The sequence below is a fragment of the Synechococcus sp. BA-124 BA4 genome, from assembly GCF_034931165.1.
In genome coordinates, this window is record NZ_JAYGIA010000031.1 from 1 (window position 1) to 18,618 (window position 18,618).

Below are 18,618 nucleotides of genomic sequence, written 5' to 3' on the forward strand. Positions count from 1 at the left end.
GCGGCCCGGGCCCACCCCGCCAGCTGGGAGCTGGCCCTGCGCCTTCAGCTCGGGGTCGTGGCCCGGGCGGCCTGGTCCCTGGGCCGGGGCATCAGACCGCTGCTGAGTTTCAGCGACGGCCGCACCTTCCGCACGGCCGTGCAGGTGCAGCGCAGTCCCGTCGCTCGGGAGGAAGACCAGCTGGGTCTGCTGGCCCACTGCCACGGCTGCGGGGATCAGCAGGTGCAGAGCCTCAAGCGCCTGCGGGGCTGGCAGAGCTGCGGCTGCAGCGCTGCCCCACCCCTGGCGGTGAGTGGTCCGCTCTGGATCGGTCCGCTCCAGGATGCCGACTGCCTTGGCGAGCTCTCGGCCCTGGCTGCCCCTGGCTGCATGGCTGAGGAGGGCCGGCGGCTGCTGGCCAACCTGAGTGCCGACACGGGGGAGGGCCCGCGGGTCTGGCCGATGGCGGAGATCGCCCGTCGATCGCCCGGCGGCACGGTCCGCCTGCGGCAGCTGCAGGAGCGGTTGCGCCGGGCGGGCTGGAGCGCGGGCGTCAGTGGCGTGATGCCCGGGCAGCTGCGCACCTCAGCGCCCTGGGCGGTGGTCCTGGAGCTGGCCGCTGCGGGAGATGGGACACTGGGCGGGTAGCCGTTCTCGCCTGCCCCCATGGCCTCGGAAATCTTCTTCACCGCAGCGGTCTTCTGGGTGCTGATCCCCGTCGGCCTCGTGGGCGGAGCCCTGCTGCTCAAACTGCAGAAAGACTGAGGCCCTGGGGGTGACGTCCTCACCCTCGGCCAGGACGTTTCCGCCGGCGCGCCGGTGACAGCCGCACCTCTAGGCTCAGCCCCTCCTGGTCGGGTGCTTCATGCAGGTTCTGGTCGTCGGCGGTACCGGCACCCTTGGTCGCCAGATTGCCCGCCATGCCCTCGATCAGGGCCACCAGGTGCGCTGCATGGTGCGCTCACCCCGCAAGGCCGCCTTCCTGCAGGAGTGGGGCTGTGAACTCACCCGCGGTGATCTGCTCGAACCCGAAAGCCTCGCCTACGCCCTCGAGGGGCAGGATGCGGTGATCGATGCCGCCACCGCCCGTCCCACGGACAGCGCCGGCATCTACACGATCGACTGGGACGGCAAGCTCAACCTGCTGCGGGCCTGCGAGCAGGCCGGTGTGAAACGGTTCGTCTTCGTGTCGCTGCTGGGGGCTGAACTCCACCGCGAGGTGCCCCTGATGGACATCAAGTACTGCACCGAGCAGCTCCTGATCGGCTCCGACCTCGACTACACGATCCTGCGCTGCGTGGCCTTCATGCAGGGAGTGATCGGTCAGTTCGCCATTCCCGTGCTCGAGGGCCAGACCGTGTGGGTGAGCGGCACCCCCACTCCGATCGCCTACATGAACACCCAGGATGTGGCCCGCTTCGCGGTGGCGGCCCTGAGCCAGCCCGCCACCGTGCGTCAGGCCTTCCCGGTGGTGGGTCCCAAAGCCTGGAACACCGGTGAGGTCACCCAGCTGTGTGAGCGCTACAGCGGCAAGCCGGCCCGGGTGTTCCGGGTGAGGCCGTTTCTGATCCGTCTGATGCAGGGACTGGCGTCCTTCTTCGAGCCCGGAGTGAACGTGGCGGAGCGGCTGGCCTTTGCCGAGGTCACCGGTGGCGGTCAGCCCCTGGATGCCCCGATGGAGGCCAGCTACGAGGCCTTCACCCTCGATCCCGCTGAGACCACCCGCCTGGAGGATTACCTCAGGGAGTACTACGACACGATCCTGCGCCGCCTGCGGGAGCTGGATGCCGACCTCGACAAGGAGGGAAAGAAGAAGCTGCCGTTCTGATGAACCGACAGTTCTTTTGTACCATCAGTCGACACGGCCGGCTCGTCCATGTCCATTGCCCAGATCAAGAATCTCCAGCGCCGGCTGGCCAATCTCGAGCAGGAAGCCACCGCCGAGCTCAACCGGGCCTGCGGCCATGAGCTCTGGATGAGTCTGGGTTTTGATGCCCTTGACAGCCTCGAGGAGGCCGACCGGCGGGCACGCGCGAACTATTACTACGGCCAGCTCCAGACCGTGCGCGAGCTGCAGCAGGTCATCGGCTGAACCGGCCGCCGCGCCTGTCGAGGAGTCGGTTCAGCCGCTCCTGCTCGGCAGCGGTCACCGGCCGCCATTCACCGGGCGCCAGACCCTCGAGGCTCAGGGGCGGGCCTCCATCCATCAGGTCGATCGCCACCCGCAGCAGCCGCAGGGTGGGCAGTCCCACGGCCGCAGTCATCCGCCGCACCTGGCGGTTACGACCTTCCCGCAGCCTCAGGTCCAGCCAGGAGGTGGGGATCGAGCGGCGCTGGCGGATCGGTGGCACCCGCTCCGCCAGACCCGGATCAGCCAGGGTGATGGCCTGGGCGGCGAGGGTGCGTCGGCCCTGCACGATCACTCCCTCCCGCAGCTGCTCCAGCGCGGCCTCGCTGGGGGTTCCCTCCACCTGCACCCAGTAGCGGCGCCAGTGGCCCCAGCGGGGATCCGTGAGGCGTTGCTGCAGTCGGCCATCGCTGGTGAGCAGCAGCAGGCCTTCGCTGTCGGCATCGAGGCGGCCGGCGGCGTAGACCCCAGGCACGGGCACCAGGGGGGCCAGGGTCGACCAGGGGCTGAGCGGCTCGGGGCTGAACTGGCTGAGCACCCCGTAGGGCTTGTTCAGTACCAGGGTGGTCGGGGCCGGCCCGGCCGCGGAGGCTGATTCAGAAACCGCCATTCCTCTGGCGGGCTTTCCAGAGATTCACCACCCCGATTGAAATCAGCAGCAGGCCCAGATCAAGGGTCAGGGGTGGAACGAGCAAGGAGCAAGCCGGCAACGTCCCAGACCCTAGGGCTCTCGATGCAGGGACGGTGCTGCCCCAAGGGCCGGAGATCGGCCCATGGGTGGCCAGCGGGTCGCCAATTTAAGGTGGAGTGACCTTTGCATCGAGCCACGGCAGCGCATGATCGAAACCTCGGGAGTGATCGAGAAGGAACAGGGCAACGGGTTCTACCTGGTCACCCTCGATCAGCCCTCCGGGCACCAGTGCCTCTGCCGTGCCGCCGGCAAGCTCACCAAGTTCCGCATCAAGCTGCTCGCAGGCGACAAGGTGCTTGTCGAGATCAGCCCCTACGACCTCACCCGCGGCCGGATCACCTACCGGGAACGCAACGCCGGAGCCACCGGCCCCAGGCCTGGCGGCAACCGCCCCGGTGGTCCGAGGCGGCGCTGAGCGCAGGCCGGCTTCAGGCTCGGCTCTTGCTCCTGTTCTGGCTTCGGCTCAGGCCACCGGCACCGGCAGGAGAGCTTCAATGGCGGTTTTGAATTCGCTGCGCTGCTTCACTCCGCGCCACTGTTGAGCCAGCTGCTTGGCGTGGAAGAGCTGAACGGTGGGGGTGCCGTTGACACCGGCCTGGGTAGCGATCTCCTGCTCGGCTTCGATGTCGATCTCCACGCCCTGGGCGGCACCGCCGAGCTCCTGCAGCACACGCTTGAGCTGAGGCTTGAGCACATGGCAGGGCCCGCAGCTGGGGGAGGTGTAGACCACCAGCAGGGGCCTGTCACTGTCGTGGTAGAGCTTGCGCAGGGCATAACCGCCTTTCTGCCAGAGGGCAGCGGGGTCGAAGTTGTCGGCATCGCTCACGGCGGTGTGGATGGGTTCACCGCTGGGTTCCGGCTCCACGTTGGTGCGATGCACCGTGGAGGCCAAGCCGTGGTGGGTGAGCCAGCGCTCGGCGGCCAGGGCCGCCTGGCAGCCGCTGCCGGCGGCGGTGACTCCCTGACGCCACTGGGCATCGGCCACATCACCGGCGGCGAACACCCCCTCCAGGCTGGTGTCGGGCTGACCCGGTGTGGTGACGAGGTAACCCTTGGCATCCACCGCTAGCTGGTCCCGCACTAGGCGCGTGTTGGGGGTGTGGCCTATGGCATAGAACAGCCCCCGCACCGGCAGCTCCTCGGTGCTGCCGTCGTCGGGATTGCGCAGGGTGAGCGCCTCCAGCCAGCCGTTCCCCGACACATCGACCACGTCCCGCTTCCAGTGCACGGTGATGGCGGGGTTGGCCAGCACCCGGTCGGCCATGGCGCCACTGGCACGCAGGCTCTCGCGGCGGACGATCAGGTGCACGTGGCTGCCGTACTTGGTGAGATACACCGCTTCCTCGCAGGCCGAATCCCCTCCTCCGACCACCGCCAGCTCCTCATTTCGGAACTGGGGGGTGGCTCCATCGCAGATGGCGCAGGCGCTGATGCCCTGGCTCCAGAACTGCTGTTCGTGGGGAAGGCCGAGGCGGTTGGCGCTGGCGCCGGTGGCGAGGATCACGGCCTGGGTGCGAATCGTGCGCCCCTCGGCGCTGATCCTGAACGGGCGCTCGGAGAGGTCGATCGCCTCGGCATCGGCCTCCACCAGTCGGGTGCCCCAGCGCACGGCCTGGGCCTTCATGCGGTCCATCAGGTCGGGGCCGAGGATGCCATCGGGGAAGCCGGGGAAGTTCTCCACATGGGTGGTGGTCATCAGCTGGCCACCGGGGATGCCCCCGTCCTGGAAGCCGGTGATCAGCAGGGGATTGAGGTTGGCGCGGGCCGCATAGATGGCTGCGGTGTATCCGGCCGGGCCAGAGCCCACGATCACCAGGTTCTCCACCGCAGCCTCGTCGCCCCTGGGGCCTGAGGAAACGCTCATGGGATCTAATGCGGACTGACTATGAGTTGAGCTTAGATCACAGCGTGCGGACCTGTGGGAAGCGCTCCGCCGGCCCAGCCCAGGAATCCTGAAGAAATGAGACGAGGGTTGCCGGAGGGTCCTGCTTCTTAAGGATTGCCTTAGATTTGCGCTCAGCTCCCTCGCCCGCCGTGGCTTCGACTATTCCGCCAGGTCCAGAGTTCCGAGCCCCTGGGGCACGAGCAGCATGGCCAGCCGCTCGGGCTGGTGGTCGATGCCGAGGATCCAGTCACGGAACTCTTCGGTGAGGGCAAAGCTCTCCTCGTAGCGCTCCAGGCGGTCGAGTTCGGCGATGCGGGCCACGGCCCAGCTCACCAGTGCGGCGAGATGGCGGTGGGGAGAGGCCTTGGTCATGATCCATCTCCGGGTGAGCACCAGGCTGAATGGTGACTAGACCATTTGTGGTGTTGGTTTGGAGATGTTCGCACTCTCTTCGTTTTTGTGCTGTAACCAGCGCCACTGGACCGGGGCGCGCGGCTCAAGCGCTCAGGAGCGTCGTCTGTCAAGAAACCCTGGCAATTGGGGGCCGCGCAGGCGGATCACCTCTCCGGCGCCATCGCGCAGGGCCTCCAGCGGCAGCTGGCTTCCCGCTCCGGCTCCGGCACCTGCCAGCTCGTCCTCCGGCGGGGTCCTCGGCCGGATCACATAGGCCTCTGCCACGGACCAGCTGCGGGCATAGCCCATCAGCAGTGGATCGGCGGGCGCATACACGTAGGAGGGATGGCGCGGGATGGGCTCCAGAGCCGCCCGGCCGGGATCGATCCGCACGGCTCTGGTGATCGCCTGAAGGAAACGGCTGCGGGTCACCACGGTGCTCAGGTAGGCCACCACCCGCAGGCGTGGAGCATCGAATCCCTCGGCGCACATGTCGATGCTCACCAGCCAGTCGGCGTCGCCGGCCCGGAAGGCCTGGAGATGGGCGGCCGCCTCGGGATCCTGGGAGTGCACCAGCCGCACGCGGTCCCCCTGCTCCTCCAGCAGGCCGCTCAGACCGCGCGCGTGAGCGATGTCACGGGCAATCACCAGCCCGCCCGCCTCGGGATGGTTGTCGATGCGGAGTCTGTCGAGGCGCTCTCGGGCATTGAGCAGCACCCGCAGGGCGATGCTGCTCTGGTCGCCGGGACGGATGGCGCGGCGCAGGTTGCGGGCCCGCCAGCTTTCGCGGGTTTCCAGCGACAGGGGTGACCGCTCCGCCTCGCCCTCCCGCTCCGCCTCGCCACGGCCGTGGTCCACCCAGCCGTCCTGGAAGCGAAACTCCAGCGGCCTGACATCACCGGCCACGATCAATTGGCGGGGCTCCACGCTCAGGTCGGGCTCGATCTGTTCCACAAGCAGTCCCTCCTGGTGCCGGGGCACGCGCCGGGCGGCACAGAAAGCCAGGTTGTCGGCGCGGAAGGGGGTGCCGCTCAGGCCCAGGCGCAGCGCATGATCCCGGCTCAGCTCGCTGAAGGCATGGCCCCAGGCCGTGGCTTCCGGTTCCTCCGGATCCAGTCCGAGGTGATGCACCTCATCGGCCACCGTGAGGGTGGGCCCGGGCAGGAGGCTCAATAGCTCCTGCTGCAGCCGGTGCCTGTGGCGCGCGGCGCTCTGGTAGCTGAGCAGCAGACCCTGGCCGCCCTCGGGGGCCTGAGCCGGATCCCACTCGCGCAGCTCCAGCCCCAGCTGGCGGGCCGAGTCGCGCCACTGGGCGGCGATCGAACTGCGGTGGCAGAACACCAGCAGATGGGCGAGACGGCCCTCCCGCAGCAGGGACTGGAAGCCCAGCAGTGCCCCGAAGGTCTTGCCGGCGCCGGGTCCGGCGTGGACCAGGACGTCCTGCCCAAGGCTGCCGGGCACCTCCAGGCGCCGGCGCAGCAGATTGATCAGCTGCCACTGCCACTGCCGCGGAGCCAGACGCAGGCCAAGGGCGTGACCCAGGTCAAAGGACGGCCTGCCGCGGGCGTTGGTGTCCATGGCAGCGACGCCGGCAGGAGTGGCGTCATTGTGCGTGCTGCGGCCTGGAAATGAGTGTTTGTCACCAGGGCTTCCGCATGCAGCTTCCCTACCGTCCGGGCATCATCCCGAGCGCTGCCCGGTCAGATCTCTTCGCTCTCCAGTGGCCCCGCCTTCATCACCGTTGGACGACCCCTTTCCCATCAGCCGCTTCCAGCCCGGGTTCCGTGAGCACCTGGAGGTCTGCTACAGCCAGCTGTGCGACATCGATCCGATGATCCTGAGGGTGCGTCAGTTGCGCCACCAGGGGGACTTCCCCCGGGCCCGCTGCCTAGAACAGGAGTTGATGCCGCTGTTCTGAGATCCGTGCCTTCCGAGTCCTCATTCACGCTGGCTGTGAGCGGTGCCTCCGGCAAGACCGGTTGGCGTGTCGTCCAGGAGGCACTGGCCCGGGGCTACCGGGTCAAGGCCCTGTTGCGCCCTGGTTCTCAGGTCCCCGATGGGCTGACGGGGGCCGAGCTGATCCGTCTGGAGCTGGGTGATCAGGCTGCCCTCGAGCAGGCGCTGGCGGGGGTCCAGGCCCTGGTGATCGCCACCGGCGCCCGTCCTTCGGTGGATCTGGCGGGACCCTTGAAGGTGGATGCCCTGGCGATCCGCCGGCAGTGCGCCGCCTGCACGGCGGCGAGGGTGAAGCGGGTGGTGCTGGTGAGCTCGCTGTGCAGCGGCCGCTGGTTGCACCCCCTCAACCTCTTCGGCCTGATCCTGGTCTGGAAGCGGCTGGGGGAGCGCTGGCTGGAGGCCAGTGGCCTCGACTGGACCGTGGTGCGCCCCGGTGGCCTCAAGGAGACGGAGGAGAACCTCGACGCCCAGGGCATCCGCTTCAGCGGGCCTGACCAGCAGGAGAGCAACAGCATTCCCCGCCGGCTGGTGGCCCGGGTGTGCCTGGACGCCCTGGACTCGCCGGCGTCGATCGGGCGGATCATCGAAGTCACCAGCGCTGCCGGGGTGGAGCCCCTCTCCCTGGCCCAGTGGCTCGCCGTTCAGCCCCAGCCGGTGTGAGCTCCCAGTCCGTGCTGGAGCGTTTGGGGGTGCAGCCGTTCCGGCCCCGGCCCCCCTGGTGGGGCCCCGACCTGCAGACCCTGCGCGACACACTCCGGCCGGATGTGTTGCCGGCGTGTGCCAGCACGCCACTTGCGCTTCCCCTGGGGCCCTCCCGCCAGGGTCGGGACGGTTCCCTGCTCGCCTGGCTCGATCCGCCGGCTGCGGACGCGCCATCTGGTCGGCCCAGGGCGCTGGTGCTGCTGTTGCATGGCCTGGGCGGCTCCAGTCAGGCCGAGGGCGTACGGAGGCTGGGCTGGTGCCTGAACCGGGCCGGCTTCGCGGTGCTGCGCCTGAACATGCGTGGCGCCGGTGACGGGCGGGCCCTGGCCAGCGGCACCTATGCCGCTCGTTGCAGCTCGGATCTGGCGCCGGCCCTGGGGCGGGCCCGGGAGCTGGCGGCTGATCGGCCCCTGCTGGCGGTGGGGCTCTCCCTGGGGGGGACGGTGCTGCTCAATGCCGTGCTCGACGGGGTCGCGCAGCTGGAGGGACTGGCGCTGGTGAGCAGTCCCCTCGATCTGGCCCACTGCTCCGCCACCATCTCCCGGCCGCGCAACCGCCTCTACGAGCGATGGCTGCTGGAGCGCCTGCGCCAGCAGACCCTCAACGACGGTCTAAGGCCTGATGCTGAGCTGGTTGAGCGCCTGCGGCGGGTGGACAGCATCCGCGGCTTTGATGCCCTGATCACGGCACCGCGCTGGGGTTACCCCAGTGTCGACGCCTATTACCGCCAGGCCAGCCCCCTGCCGCGGCTGCTGGTGCCCGAGCCCGGGCAGCCCCCGCTGCCGCCCACGCTGATCGTGCAGGCTCTGGATGATCCCTGGGTCCCCGCCGCCGGCGCCCTGGCCCTGGGGCCGCCCCTGGAGGTGGTGATCAGCCCCGGCGGCGGCCACAACGGCTTCCATGCGCCAGGAGGCTGCTGGTCGGATCAGCTGGTGCTGCGCTGGCTGGAGCAGCGGCTGGGCAGCAGGGTGTGCTGAGCCACGATCCAGTCCTCGATGGGCCGTCCGCCGATCAGGTGGTCCTCCACGATCCGCTCGATCCTCTCCGGGGTGACCCCGCCATAGGCGATCCCCTCCGGCCAGATCAGCAGGATGGGTCCGCCGGCGCAAATGCGCAGGCAGTCGGCCTTGGTGCGCAGCACCACCCCCTGGGGGCGGTCGGGCTGCTCCAGGCCACGCTCCCTGATCAGCTGCTTGAGCCGGCCCCAGCTGGCGGCCCCGGTCTGCGGATCGCCGCAGAGGGCCTTGGTGGGGGTGGCGCAGAGCAGCAGGTGCCTCTCGACCTTCATGCCGTCAGCAGGGCGGGCGAGGCGGCGGCCAGCTCGATGGCAGCCAGACGGGCCCAGGCGTCGATGGCCAGCACGTCGTCGAGGCTGGGGTCCTGACGGAGGTCGGGGCTGTGGCGTTCGCAGACCCCCTCGATCAGCCGGGGAATGTCGAGGAAGGAGATCCGCTCCTCGAGGAAGAGGGCCACGGCCTGTTCATTGGCGGCGTTGAGTACCGCGGGCATGGTGCCGCCGGCACGTCCGGAGGCGTAGGCCAGACCCATGCAGGGGTATTTCTGCTCGTCGGGGGCGCGGAAGGTGAGCTGGCCCACTTCGGTGAGATCCAGGCGCCGCCAGGGGGTCTCCAGCCGCTCGGGCCAGCTGAGGCAGTAGAGCAGCGGCAGGCGCATGTCGGGCCAGCCCAGCTGGGCCAGCACGGAGCTGTCGGCCAGTTCCACCATCGAGTGGATGATGCTCTGGGGATGGATGACGATCTCGATGTGGTCGTAGTCGAGCCCGAAGAGGTAGTGAGCTTCGATCACCTCCAGCCCCTTGTTCATCAAGGTGGCTGAATCCACCGTGATCTTGCGGCCCATGCTCCAGTTGGGATGGCTGGTGGCATCGGCCACGGTGGCCTTGGCCAGATCGGCGGCGGGCCAGTCGCGGAAGGCACCGCCTGAGGCGGTGAGCTGGATGCGCCGCAGGCCGGGGGTGGGGACGCCGGTGGAGAGGCGGGCCGTGTCGGCCCAGGGGGTGCCCTGCAGACACTGGAAGAGGGCCGAATGCTCCGAGTCGGCGGGAAGCAGGCGGCTGCCGCTGGCCTTCAGGGCCGGCAGCACCACAGGCCCGGCGGCGATCAGGGTTTCCTTGTTGGCCAGGGCCAGATCCTTGCCGGCCTCGATCGCCGCGAGGGTGGGCAGCAGGCCCGCGCAGCCCACGATGCCCGTGACCACCAACTCGGCGGTGGGCCAGGCGGCGGCGGCGCAGAGCCCTTCGCTTCCCCCCACCAGCTCAGGCTGACGCGCCGGTAGCTGGGAAGGCTCCAGCGCCTCCAGGCGGCGGCGCAGCTCAGGCAGGGCCTCGGAGTCGGCCAGGGCCACGACTTCGGGGGCATGGCGGCGGATCTGATCGATCAGTAGGTCGAGATTGGAGCCCGCCGTGAGCGCCACCACCCGGAAGCGTTCCGGGAACTCCTCCACGATCGCCAGGGTCTGGGTGCCGATCGACCCTGTGGAGCCGAGCACGCTGATCGCTTTCACCAGGCCATCCCTGCGACGGGCGCCAGTCTCCCACCGATCCCAGCGGCTCGTGCACACTGGCTGCACTGGTGATCTTCACCCCTGGCGGCCGCGATGCTCTGGCTCAAGCGTTGGAATTTCATCGAGCGGGCGCGGCTGGAGCGGGAACTCTGGGATGCGTTCGAGGCGGGTGACGACATCGAGGCCATGGTGGAGCAGCTGCGCAGCTCCCTGGCGGAGGGCCCACCCGGCGGCACCCCGGCGGCTGCCGACGCTGCCTTCAGGCTCGAGGTGTGGGAGACCACCCGGGTGCGCATCCGCCGGATCGAAACCCTGATGCGCGGTCAGTCGCCGGCGGCTTCCCCGCCGGCCGAGGACCCTCGCTGACTTCAGCGCCGGATCCACTCGGTGCTGCCATCGGGCCGATCGATCAGCTCGATGCCTGCGGAACGCAGCCGGTCGCGGATGGAATCGGCTTCGGAGTAGCGCTTCTCCTGGCGAGCGGCCAGGCGCTCGCTGATCAGGGCCTGAATTTCGGCCGGCTCCGGACCGGCGCCCGCTTCGGCCTCGCTGCTGGAGGGGGACTCCGGCTTCAGCCCCAGGACGCCGCTGAGCTCCTGCAGCAGCAGCCAGCGCCCCTGGAGGGCACGATCCTGGCCACTGGGCGACGATCCCCGCTCGAGCCGCCGGGCCAGGGCCCGCAGGGGACGGGTGAGCTCGAACAGCACCGCCAGCGCGGCGGAGGTGTTCAGGTCGTCGTCGAGGGCATCGATGAAGTCCTGCCGGCTGGTCTCCAGCCCCGTGTCGTGGCCAGGGGCGGCATCCGCCCAGCCCAGGGGCTCGCTGAAGGCCCGGTTCAGACCGAGCCCCAGGGCTTCGTTGAGCCCATGCCAGCCGGTGGCGGCGGCCTCAAGGGCTTCACGGGTGAAATCGAGGGGTTTGCGGTAGTGGGCCTGGAGCACGAACAGCCGCAGGGTCATCGCCGACACCCCACTGCTCAGCAAGGCACGGATCGTCGTGAAGTTGCCGAGGGATTTCGACATCTTCTCTCCATCGACATTGACCATGCCGTTATGCAGCCAGTAGTGGGCCAGGGGTACCCCGTTGACCGCCTCCGACTGGGCGATTTCATTCTCGTGGTGGGGAAAGATCAGGTCCGAGCCCCCCAGGTGAATGTCGATGGTGGTGCCCAGTTCCTGCCGGACCATCGCCGAGCATTCGATGTGCCATCCCGGCCGCCCGGGACCCCATGGCGAGGGGAAGCTGGGTTCTCCGGGTTTGACGCCTTTCCAGAGGGCGAAATCGAAGGGATGGCGCTTGCGGGACTCTTCGTCACTGTTGAGTCTGCCGCTGGCGCCCTCCAGCTGATCGCTGAGACTGCGTCCGCTCAGTTTGCCGTAATCAGGCCGGCCCATCACCGCGAAGTAGACATCCCCGTCGGCGGAATAGGCGGCTCCGGAGGCTTCGAGTTCGGCGATCATGGCGCGGATGCCATCCAGGCACTTTGTGGCGCGGGGGGTCCTGTCGGGAGGAAGGATGTTCAGGGCATTCATGTCATCACGGAATGCCGTGATGTTGCGTTCACTCACCGCCTCCATCGAGCTGCCCTCTTCGGCGGCACGCCTGAGGATCTTGTCGTCAATGTCGGTGATGTTCTGAACGAAGGTGACCCGGAACCCACGCCAGATCAGATACCGGCGCAGCACATCCCAGACGATGTAACTGCGGGCATGGCCGAGGTGACAGAGGTCGTAGACCGTGACCCCGCAGCAATAGATGGTGACCTCACCGGGCACCCGAGGTTCGAAGGGCTCGGTGCGCCTGGTGAGGGTGTTGGTGAGCCGCAGGGTCAAGGCTTGCCGTCAGAAGCTGCAGGCACCGTAAGGGGTCAGTGTTCTGACCCCGGGATCAGCTGATCACCAGAGGCCGCGCACGGGAACTTCCTGAAAAACGGGCCTGGCCACCTGGTAGGTGCAGGCGGGGTCGGAGGTCCTGAACCCCTGAGCCACCAGGGGATCCTTGATCACGCTGGCCTGGGTGATCGTGGCCGTGACCGCGCTGAGGGTGCGGGGCTTCAGGCAGCTGGGCAGGTCGGCCAGATCAGCGGCGAAGGCCGGAGCGGCCAGGCTGCGGCGATCGGTGTGCACCGGCGCCTACTTGGCCTCCATCCAGTTGGGTCCCCAGCCGGTGTCCACCACCAGGGGCACCCGCAGCTCCATGGCGTTCTCCATCACCCGCTTCACCGTGGCCAGCACGCTCTCGAGGGCTTCGGGAGCCGCTTCCAGCACCAGCTCGTCGTGCACCTGCAGCAGCAGCCGGGCGGGCAGGCCCGAGGCCCGCAGCTCGTGGTCGAGCTGCACCATCGCCAGCTTGATGATGTCGGCGCTGGAGCCCTGGATCGGCGCATTGGCCGCCGCCCGCAGCTGCTGGGCCTCCATTCCGGCCCGGCGGGCCACCTCCAGGTCGATCTCCTCTGGCGGCTTGCCCTTCAGCCGCCCCAGGCCGCCCGGGTCGAAGGTGAACGGACGCCGCCGCCCCAGGATCGTCTCCACGTAGCCGCGGCTGAGCGCCAGCCGCTCCTGCAGTTCCAGGAAGGCGAACACCTTCGGGTAGCGCTGCTTGTAGCGGCTCAGGAACTCCTTGGCCTGAGCCTGGCTGACGCCGGTCTCGCGGGCGAAGCGCTGGGCGCCCATGCCGTAGATCACGCCGAAATTGATCGTCTTGCCCAGGCGCCGTTCGTCGGCTGTCACCTCGTCCTTCTCCAGCAGCAGCCGGGCCGTGAGGGCGTGGACATCGTCGCCGTTGGCGTAGGCCTCCACCAGCACCTCCTCGCCGGAGAGGTGGGTGAGGATGCGCAGCTCGATCTGGGAGTAGTCGGCGCTGATCAGCTGCCAGCCCTCCTGGGGCAGGAAGGCCTTGCGGATGCGCCGGGAAAACTCGGTGCGGATGGGGATGTTCTGCAGGTTGGGGTTGCTGCTGGACAGCCGCCCGGTCGCCGTCACCGCCTGGTTGAAATCGGTGTGGATCCGGCCCGTTTCCGGCTCCACCAGGGCCGGCAGCGCATCCACATAGGTGCTCTTGAGCTTGCTCAGGGTGCGGTGCTCCAGCACCAGCGGCACCACCGGGTGGTCGTCAGTGAGCTTCTCGAGCACGGCGGCATCGGTGCTCCAGCCGGTCTTGGTCTTGCGCGATTTCCTGCGCTCAAGTCCGAGCGTCTCGAACAGCAGCTCGCCCAGCTGCTTGGGGGAGGCCAGGTTGAAGTCGACCCCGGCGGCCTGGCGGGCGTCGGCCTCGAGGCTGGCGAGGGTGCCCGCCAGTTCCTCGCTCAGGATCGCCAGGTAGGGCTTGTCGATGCGGATGCCGGTGGCCTCCATCCGCGCCAGCACGGGCTCCAGCGGCAGTTCCACCTGATCGAGCAGCCGCGGCAGGGCCTCCCCCAGCTGCTGCAGCTGGCTGCGCAGCAGCGGCGTCAGCCGCCGGGTGACATGCACATCCATGGCGCAGTAGCGGGCGGCGGCGTCGATCGGCACGGCCGCGAAGGTCTCCCCCTTGGCCACCAGCGCGCTGAAGCTGGTGGGCGTGAAGCCGAAATTGCGCTCCGCCAGCACCTCCAGCCCGTGTTTGGCGTTGGCATCGCGCAGGTAATCCGCCAGCAGGGTGTCCATCACCACCCCGTCCAGGCCGAGGCCGTGGCGCAGCAGGATCAGCCGGTCGTACTTGGCGTTCTGCAGGGTCTTGGGGTGCCGGGCACTCTCGAGCCAGGGGGCCAGCGCCGCCATCACCTGATCCAGGGGCAGCTGCCGCGGTGGCGCCTCTGCCGGCTCCAGCAGATCGGTGGCGTCAGCGGGCTGGTGGGCGATCGGGACGTAGGCCAGCTCGTCGCTGCCTTCACCCCAGCACAGCCCCACCCCCACCAGTTCCGCCTGGAAGGGGTTCAGCGAGGTGGTCTCGGTGTCGAGGGCGATCGGCTGGACGGGGTCGGTGGCGGCCATCAGCCGCGCCATCAGGGCTTCGAGCTGCTCTGGGCTCTGGATGATCTCCGGCTCCAGGAGGGGCGGTGCGCCTTCCGGGGCGGAGTCGGGTTGCGGCGAGCCGGATGGCGCCACTGAGGGCGAAGCCTGAGCACCCGGATCGGCCGGCGCAGACGGTGAGCTGCCCGTGGCTGAGCCCGACAGGTCCTGGTGGGCCTGGTGATCGGCCGAGAAGGCCCGCTCGAAGGCCGCCAGTTGCCGCACCAGGCTGTGCAGTTCCAGCTCCTCCAGCCGCTGGGCCAGGGCCGCGGCGTTCACATCACCGAGGGTCAGCCGCGGTTCGGCCGGCAGGGGGATGTCCACCAGGATCTCCGCCAGCATCCTCGAGCGGTAGGCGTTCTCCCGGTCGGTTTCCAGCCTGGTCTTGAGGGCCCCCTTCTGCTGGTCGAGGGCGGCGTAGATGCCATCGAGGTTGGCGTGGGCCTTCAGCAGGGTGATGGCGGTTTTGGGCCCCACCCCTTTGACGCCGGGAATGTTGTCGCTGGCATCACCGGTGAGGGCCTTGAGGTCCACCACCTCCTCCGGCGACACCCCCAGCTTGCTGATCACCTCCTCCCGGCGGATGGTCGTGGGACCGGAGCTCTTTGCGTAGGGACCCCCTCCCATGTAGAGCACGGCGATGTCGCGATCGTCGTCCACCAGCTGGAAGAGGTCGCGGTCGCCCGAGAGGATGCGCACCCGCCAGCCCTGGTCCGCCGCCCGGTTGGCCAGCGTGCCGAGGATGTCGTCGGCCTCGTAGCCGGGTGCCGTGCACAGGGGCAGATCCATGGGTTCCGAGAGGATCTCCTGCAGGTTGGCCAGATCGCTGAAGAACTGCTCCGGAGCCACGTCCCGGTGGGCCTTGTAACTGGCGTCGGCGTCGTGGCGGAAGGTGGGCTCGGCCGAGTCGAAGGCGATCACCACCCCCTGGGGGGTCAGTCCCTTCACGTTGTCGAGCAGAGCCTTGAGAAAGCCGTAGGTGACGCTGGTGGGAACGCCATCCTTCGTGGCCAGTCCCCCCTCTCCCCCCTTGGCGAAGGCATAGAAGCTGCGGAAGGCCAGGGAGTGACCATCCACCAGCAGCAGCATCGGTGCTTCGGCCTTCCCCATCCCGTTCCCCATTCCGGCTGGGGCATTCTGGGGGCACCGGTCGTGCCGCCATGACGCGCCAACCCCGTCGCTACGCCATCCACCTGCTCCTGGCCGGGGGGCACCGGGAGCTGGTGCACTTCGCCACCCTCGAGGCCTTTCAGCAGTGGTACGGCAGCGTGCTCAATGCCGGTCCGGCCGAAGCCTTCGTCAATGTGCCGATCAACGACCTGGAGGGGGAGTACCTGGTGCTGCGTCCCAGCAGTGTGGTCGGCATCCGCGTCGAGCCCCGGTACACCGCCCTCGACGACTGAGTCCATGGTGGTTGAATCGAGCCATGACTGATGCCCCCGAGAGGCTGCAGCTGCTCTGGGGGATCACCGTCTTCTCCGGGGCGCTGGCCCAGCTGACCTCCCTGCTCACCGGGCTGCCGTCGGTGGTGCTGCTGCTGGCCTCGGGGCTGTTGATCGGCCGCTCGGGGCTGGGGCTGGTGGATCCGCTCGCCCTGGGCAGTGGCCTGGAAACCATCGTGGGGCTGCTGGTCAGCCTGGTTCTGTTCGACGGGGGCCTGAAGCTGAGCCTTCCGGGCAGTACCACCCGCCAGGCGGTGCTGCGGATCGTGGTGGTGCGCCTGCTGGTGGCCCTCCCCGCCGGCCTGCTGGCGGCCCACTGGCTGGCCGGGCTGAGCTGGCAGCTGGCGGCGGTGTACAGCGCGATCGTGCTCGGCACGGGCCCCACGGTGGTGACCCCCCTGATCCAGCAGATGCGCCTGGCCCCTCCCCTGGGGGATGTGCTGGAGGGGGAGGGTCTGGTGCTGGAGCCGGTCGGTGCCGTGCTGGCCCTGCTGCTGCTGGAGCTGGTGCTCACCGACCGCTACGACTGGCAGGATCTCGCCCTGGAATTGCTGCAACGGCTGGGCTTCGGTGTGGCGGTGGGCGCCCTGAGCGGGTTCCTGCTGGCGGTGCTGCTGCGGCGGCTGCCGGTGGACCCGGAGAGCGGCCTGCGCCTGCAGCTCACCCTGGGGGTGATGTTTCTGATGTTCACCGGCTGCGAGGTGCTGATGCCCGAGTCGGGCCTGCCCGCAGCTGTGATGGCCGGGGTGCTGGTGGGCCGCTGCGCCGACACCGAGGCCGCCATGCTCGACGACCTGATCCGCCAGCTGGCCCAGCTGGCGATCAGCATTCTCTTCCCGCTGCTGGCCGCTGATGTGGCCTGGGCCGACCTCAGTCCCCTGGGCTGGGGAGGGGTGGGCTGCGTGCTCACCCTGATGCTGCTGGTGCGGCCCGTGGCGATGCAGATCGCCACCTTCGGCCTGCCCCTCAGCATGGGCCAGAAGGTGTTGCTGAGCTGGTTGGCTCCGCGCGGGATCGTCACCGCCGCAGTGGCCAGCCTGTTCGCCCTGCGCCTCTACGAAGCGGGAGTGGAGGGGGCGGGAGCGCTGCAGGGGCTGGTGTTCCTCACGATCCTGATGACCGTGGGCCTGCAGGGATTCACCGCGGCTCCCCTGGCGGGCCTGCTGGGCCTGCGCCTGAGCGAGCAGGAGCTGGAGGAAGAGGAGCGTCAGCGGGAGGAGGCCAGGGATCAGCAGCTCGCCGCTGCTGGGGCCATCCCCGCGCCGGCTGCGGCCAGCCAGGCCTTGCCCCCTGAGCAGTCTCAGCCCTGAGCCACGGCCAGCATCAGCCGCTTCCGGTCTTCACCGCTGGCATGCAGCAGCCTCCAGGTGCTGATCAGATCAGGTCCCTGCAGGCTGCCCAGCAGGCCTGCCCGCAGGCTCTTCATCAGCACACCCTTCTTCACCCCCGCCGTGCTGGCGGCCTCGGTCAGCAGGCTCCTGGCCTGCTCCAGGCTCAGGTCCGGGGAGTCAGTGGCCTCAAGCCGCTCGAGCACAGCCCTGAGGGCCGCGATGGCCCCATCGGTCTCCAGCTGCTGGCGGGCGCCGGCGTCGGGCTCGGGGCGCTCGAAGAACGGCCGGGCCTGCTCGACTCCATCGCGCAGGGTGGTGAGGGAGGGACCGAGCAGCTCGGCCAGCTCCTGCTCCCAGGTGTCACGGCCGGCATCTGGCGCCCTCCAGCCTTCGGCCTGCCAGAGCGGGACCAGGGCCTGGCTCAGCTCGGCGGGGTTGAGCTCATGCAGCACCTGAGCGTTGAGCCAGTTGAGCTTGTCCCAGTCGAAGCGGGCCCCGGCCCGGTTGACCCGATCGAAGTCGAATGCCGTGGCGGCCTGCGTGAGCGTGAAGCGCTCGCCCAGGCCTTCCGGAGGCGACCAGCCCAGCAGGGTCATGTAGTTCACCAGCGCCTCGGCGGTGTAGCCCATGGCCCGGAACTCACCCACGGAGGTGACCCCATCGCGCTTGGAGAGCTTGCGGCCCTCCTGATTGAGGATCAGGGGCGTGTGGGCGAAGACCGGCAGGGGCAGGCCGAGGGCTTCGTAGAGCAGCAGCTGCTTGGCGGTGTTGGCGATGTGGTCCTCACCGCGGATCACATGGCTGATGGCCATGGCGGCATCGTCGACCACCACCACCAGGTTGTAGAGCGGGTCGCCGATCCGATCGGCCGGAGCCCGCCGGGCGATCACCATGTCGCCGCCCAGATCGCTGCCGCTCCAGCGCATCTCCCCGCGCACCAGGTCGCTCCAGGCGATCGTGGCCCCGTCGTCGATGCGGAAGCGCACCACCGCTTCGCGCCCTTCGGCGAGGTAGGCCTGCTCCTGAGCGGGTGTCAGATGGCGGTGCCGGTTGTCGTAGCGGGGGGCGGAGCCGCTGGCCTTCTGCTGCTCGCGCATCTGCTCCAGTTCGGCCTCCGAGGCGTAGCAGCGGTAGGCCAGACCCGCCTCCAGCAGCTGGCCGATGGCGTTGCGGTGGGCCTCGATCCGCTCGCTCTGGATCACGGGCTCCGCATCCCAGCTCAGGCCGAGCCAGGAGAGGCCATCAAGGATGTCGGCCGTGAACTCGGGCCGGGAGCGCTCCCGGTCGGTGTCCTCGATCCGCAGCAGGAACTGCCCACCGTGGTGGCGGGCAAACAGCCAGTTGAAGACCGCCGTGCGGGCGGTGCCGATGTGCAGGGTTCCCGTGGGGCTGGGAGCCAGACGAACCCGAACGGTCACCGGCGGACGCTCATGAGAGTGAAACGGGACTGACGGGATTCGAACCCGCAACTTCCGCCGTGACAGGGCGGTGCTCTAACCGGTTGAACTACAGTCCCAGATGGAGGTTGAGAAGGGTGAAAACCCTTGCCCGACCTGGCTTCTGGTGTCGTGTTGACGACAAGCAAAGTATCCACTGCCG

At 69.0% G+C, this 18,618-nt stretch carries 20 protein-coding genes, 1 tRNA gene and 1 pseudogene; 11 read left to right on the top strand and 11 right to left on the bottom strand.

Annotated features, from left to right (window positions below; translation table 11 throughout):
* From VB734_RS04460 to VB734_RS04475, 4 genes and pseudogenes are all read left to right on the top strand, one after another.
* Positions 1 to 627, top strand: a pseudogene (locus VB734_RS04460) (N2,N2-dimethylguanosine tRNA methyltransferase); the annotation flags it as partial.
* A gap of 18 nt (positions 628 to 645) precedes the next feature.
* Complete coding sequence (petM, locus tag VB734_RS04465; RefSeq protein WP_006171769.1) at positions 646 to 744, top strand: cytochrome b6-f complex subunit PetM; 99 nt, start codon at positions 646 to 648, stop codon at positions 742 to 744.
* 100 nt (positions 745 to 844) lie between these two features.
* Complete coding sequence (locus VB734_RS04470; protein ID WP_322781750.1) at positions 845 to 1,807, top strand: NAD(P)H-binding protein; 963 nt, start codon at positions 845 to 847, stop codon at positions 1,805 to 1,807.
* A 48-nt stretch (positions 1,808 to 1,855) separates the two neighbouring features.
* On the top strand, positions 1,856 to 2,071 hold the full coding sequence (locus VB734_RS04475) for a hypothetical protein (RefSeq protein WP_185467088.1): 216 nt from the start codon (positions 1,856 to 1,858) through the stop codon (positions 2,069 to 2,071).
* On the opposite strand, the gene VB734_RS04480 is transcribed toward VB734_RS04475, so the two are convergent.
* Positions 2,061 to 2,717 carry a pseudouridine synthase gene (locus tag VB734_RS04480; RefSeq protein WP_197162925.1) on the bottom strand — a complete coding sequence of 219 codons (657 nt, stop codon included), beginning with the start codon at positions 2,715 to 2,717 and terminating at the stop codon, positions 2,061 to 2,063. The two genes, VB734_RS04475 and VB734_RS04480, sit on opposite strands and share 11 nt — an antisense overlap.
* A gap of 226 nt (positions 2,718 to 2,943) precedes the next feature.
* Here VB734_RS04480 and infA point away from each other — a divergent pair, with 226 nt between their 5' ends.
* Positions 2,944 to 3,213, top strand: coding sequence for a translation initiation factor IF-1 (gene infA, locus VB734_RS04485; RefSeq protein ID WP_006171764.1), 270 nt, complete (start codon positions 2,944 to 2,946; stop codon positions 3,211 to 3,213).
* 48 nt (positions 3,214 to 3,261) lie between these two features.
* On the opposite strand, the gene trxB is transcribed toward infA, so the two are convergent.
* The 3 genes from trxB to VB734_RS04500 form a co-directional block, all read right to left on the bottom strand.
* A complete protein-coding gene (gene trxB, locus VB734_RS04490) occupies positions 3,262 to 4,662 on the bottom strand; it encodes a thioredoxin-disulfide reductase (RefSeq protein ID WP_197162927.1) in 1,401 nt (466 codons plus the stop codon).
* Between the two features lie 180 nt (positions 4,663 to 4,842).
* Entirely contained in the window at positions 4,843 to 5,055 is a 213-nt protein-coding gene (locus tag VB734_RS04495; protein WP_322781749.1) for a hypothetical protein, read from the bottom strand.
* A gap of 132 nt (positions 5,056 to 5,187) precedes the next feature.
* On the bottom strand, positions 5,188 to 6,654 hold the full coding sequence (locus VB734_RS04500) for a DEAD/DEAH box helicase (protein WP_322781748.1): 1,467 nt from the start codon (positions 6,652 to 6,654) through the stop codon (positions 5,188 to 5,190).
* A gap of 163 nt (positions 6,655 to 6,817) precedes the next feature.
* Here VB734_RS04500 and VB734_RS04505 point away from each other — a divergent pair, with 163 nt between their 5' ends.
* Genes VB734_RS04505 through VB734_RS04515 form a run of 3 tightly spaced genes read left to right on the top strand, consistent with a single transcriptional unit; the run spans position 6,818 to position 8,711 of the window.
* On the top strand, positions 6,818 to 6,994 hold the full coding sequence (locus tag VB734_RS04505; protein ID WP_197162932.1) for a hypothetical protein: 177 nt from the start codon (positions 6,818 to 6,820) through the stop codon (positions 6,992 to 6,994).
* A gap of 5 nt (positions 6,995 to 6,999) precedes the next feature.
* Complete coding sequence (locus tag VB734_RS04510; protein WP_322781747.1) at positions 7,000 to 7,692, top strand: SDR family oxidoreductase; 693 nt, start codon at positions 7,000 to 7,002, stop codon at positions 7,690 to 7,692.
* Positions 7,689 to 8,711, top strand: a complete 1,023-nt coding sequence (locus tag VB734_RS04515) for a YheT family hydrolase (RefSeq protein ID WP_322781746.1) — start codon at positions 7,689 to 7,691, stop codon at positions 8,709 to 8,711. Before VB734_RS04510 ends, VB734_RS04515 begins: the two co-directional genes overlap by 4 nt.
* Here the strand turns inward: VB734_RS04515 and VB734_RS04520 are convergent.
* Positions 8,660 to 9,022: a (2Fe-2S) ferredoxin domain-containing protein gene (locus VB734_RS04520; RefSeq protein WP_197162936.1), complete on the bottom strand. Its 363-nt coding sequence runs from the start codon at positions 9,020 to 9,022 to the stop codon at positions 8,660 to 8,662. The genes VB734_RS04515 and VB734_RS04520 overlap by 52 nt on opposite strands.
* A complete protein-coding gene (locus VB734_RS04525; protein WP_322781745.1) occupies positions 9,019 to 10,257 on the bottom strand; it encodes a 1-deoxy-D-xylulose-5-phosphate reductoisomerase in 1,239 nt (412 codons plus the stop codon). Before VB734_RS04525 ends, VB734_RS04520 begins: the two co-directional genes overlap by 4 nt.
* Positions 10,258 to 10,350: 93 nt before the next feature.
* Here VB734_RS04525 and VB734_RS04530 point away from each other — a divergent pair, with 93 nt between their 5' ends.
* Positions 10,351 to 10,623, top strand: a complete 273-nt coding sequence (locus VB734_RS04530; RefSeq protein WP_322781744.1) for a hypothetical protein — start codon at positions 10,351 to 10,353, stop codon at positions 10,621 to 10,623.
* A 2-nt stretch (positions 10,624 to 10,625) separates the two neighbouring features.
* Here VB734_RS04530 and cysS read toward each other — a convergent pair whose 3' ends face one another.
* From cysS to polA, 3 genes are all read right to left on the bottom strand, one after another.
* Positions 10,626 to 12,089, bottom strand: coding sequence for a cysteine--tRNA ligase (gene cysS / locus VB734_RS04535; protein WP_197162941.1), 1,464 nt, complete (start codon positions 12,087 to 12,089; stop codon positions 10,626 to 10,628).
* 63 nt (positions 12,090 to 12,152) lie between these two features.
* Positions 12,153 to 12,383: a hypothetical protein gene (locus tag VB734_RS04540; RefSeq protein ID WP_197162943.1), complete on the bottom strand. Its 231-nt coding sequence runs from the start codon at positions 12,381 to 12,383 to the stop codon at positions 12,153 to 12,155.
* A 6-nt stretch (positions 12,384 to 12,389) separates the two neighbouring features.
* Positions 12,390 to 15,356, bottom strand: a complete 2,967-nt coding sequence (gene polA / locus VB734_RS04545; RefSeq protein ID WP_197162945.1) for a DNA polymerase I — start codon at positions 15,354 to 15,356, stop codon at positions 12,390 to 12,392.
* Between the two features lie 50 nt (positions 15,357 to 15,406).
* Between polA and VB734_RS04550 the strand changes: the two genes are divergently transcribed.
* On the top strand, positions 15,407 to 15,649 hold the full coding sequence (locus VB734_RS04550) for a hypothetical protein (RefSeq protein WP_197162947.1): 243 nt from the start codon (positions 15,407 to 15,409) through the stop codon (positions 15,647 to 15,649).
* 23 nt (positions 15,650 to 15,672) lie between these two features.
* Entirely contained in the window at positions 15,673 to 16,998 is a 1,326-nt protein-coding gene (locus VB734_RS04555) for a cation:proton antiporter (protein WP_197162948.1), read from the top strand.
* Here the strand turns inward: VB734_RS04555 and gltX are convergent.
* Both gltX and VB734_RS04565 read right to left on the bottom strand, forming a co-directional pair.
* Positions 16,989 to 18,437, bottom strand: coding sequence for a glutamate--tRNA ligase (gene gltX / locus VB734_RS04560; RefSeq protein WP_197162950.1), 1,449 nt, complete (start codon positions 18,435 to 18,437; stop codon positions 16,989 to 16,991). The two genes, VB734_RS04555 and gltX, sit on opposite strands and share 10 nt — an antisense overlap.
* Positions 18,438 to 18,461: 24 nt before the next feature.
* Positions 18,462 to 18,535: transfer RNA gene (locus VB734_RS04565), tRNA-Asp, on the bottom strand.
* Positions 18,536 to 18,618 lie beyond the last annotated feature (83 nt).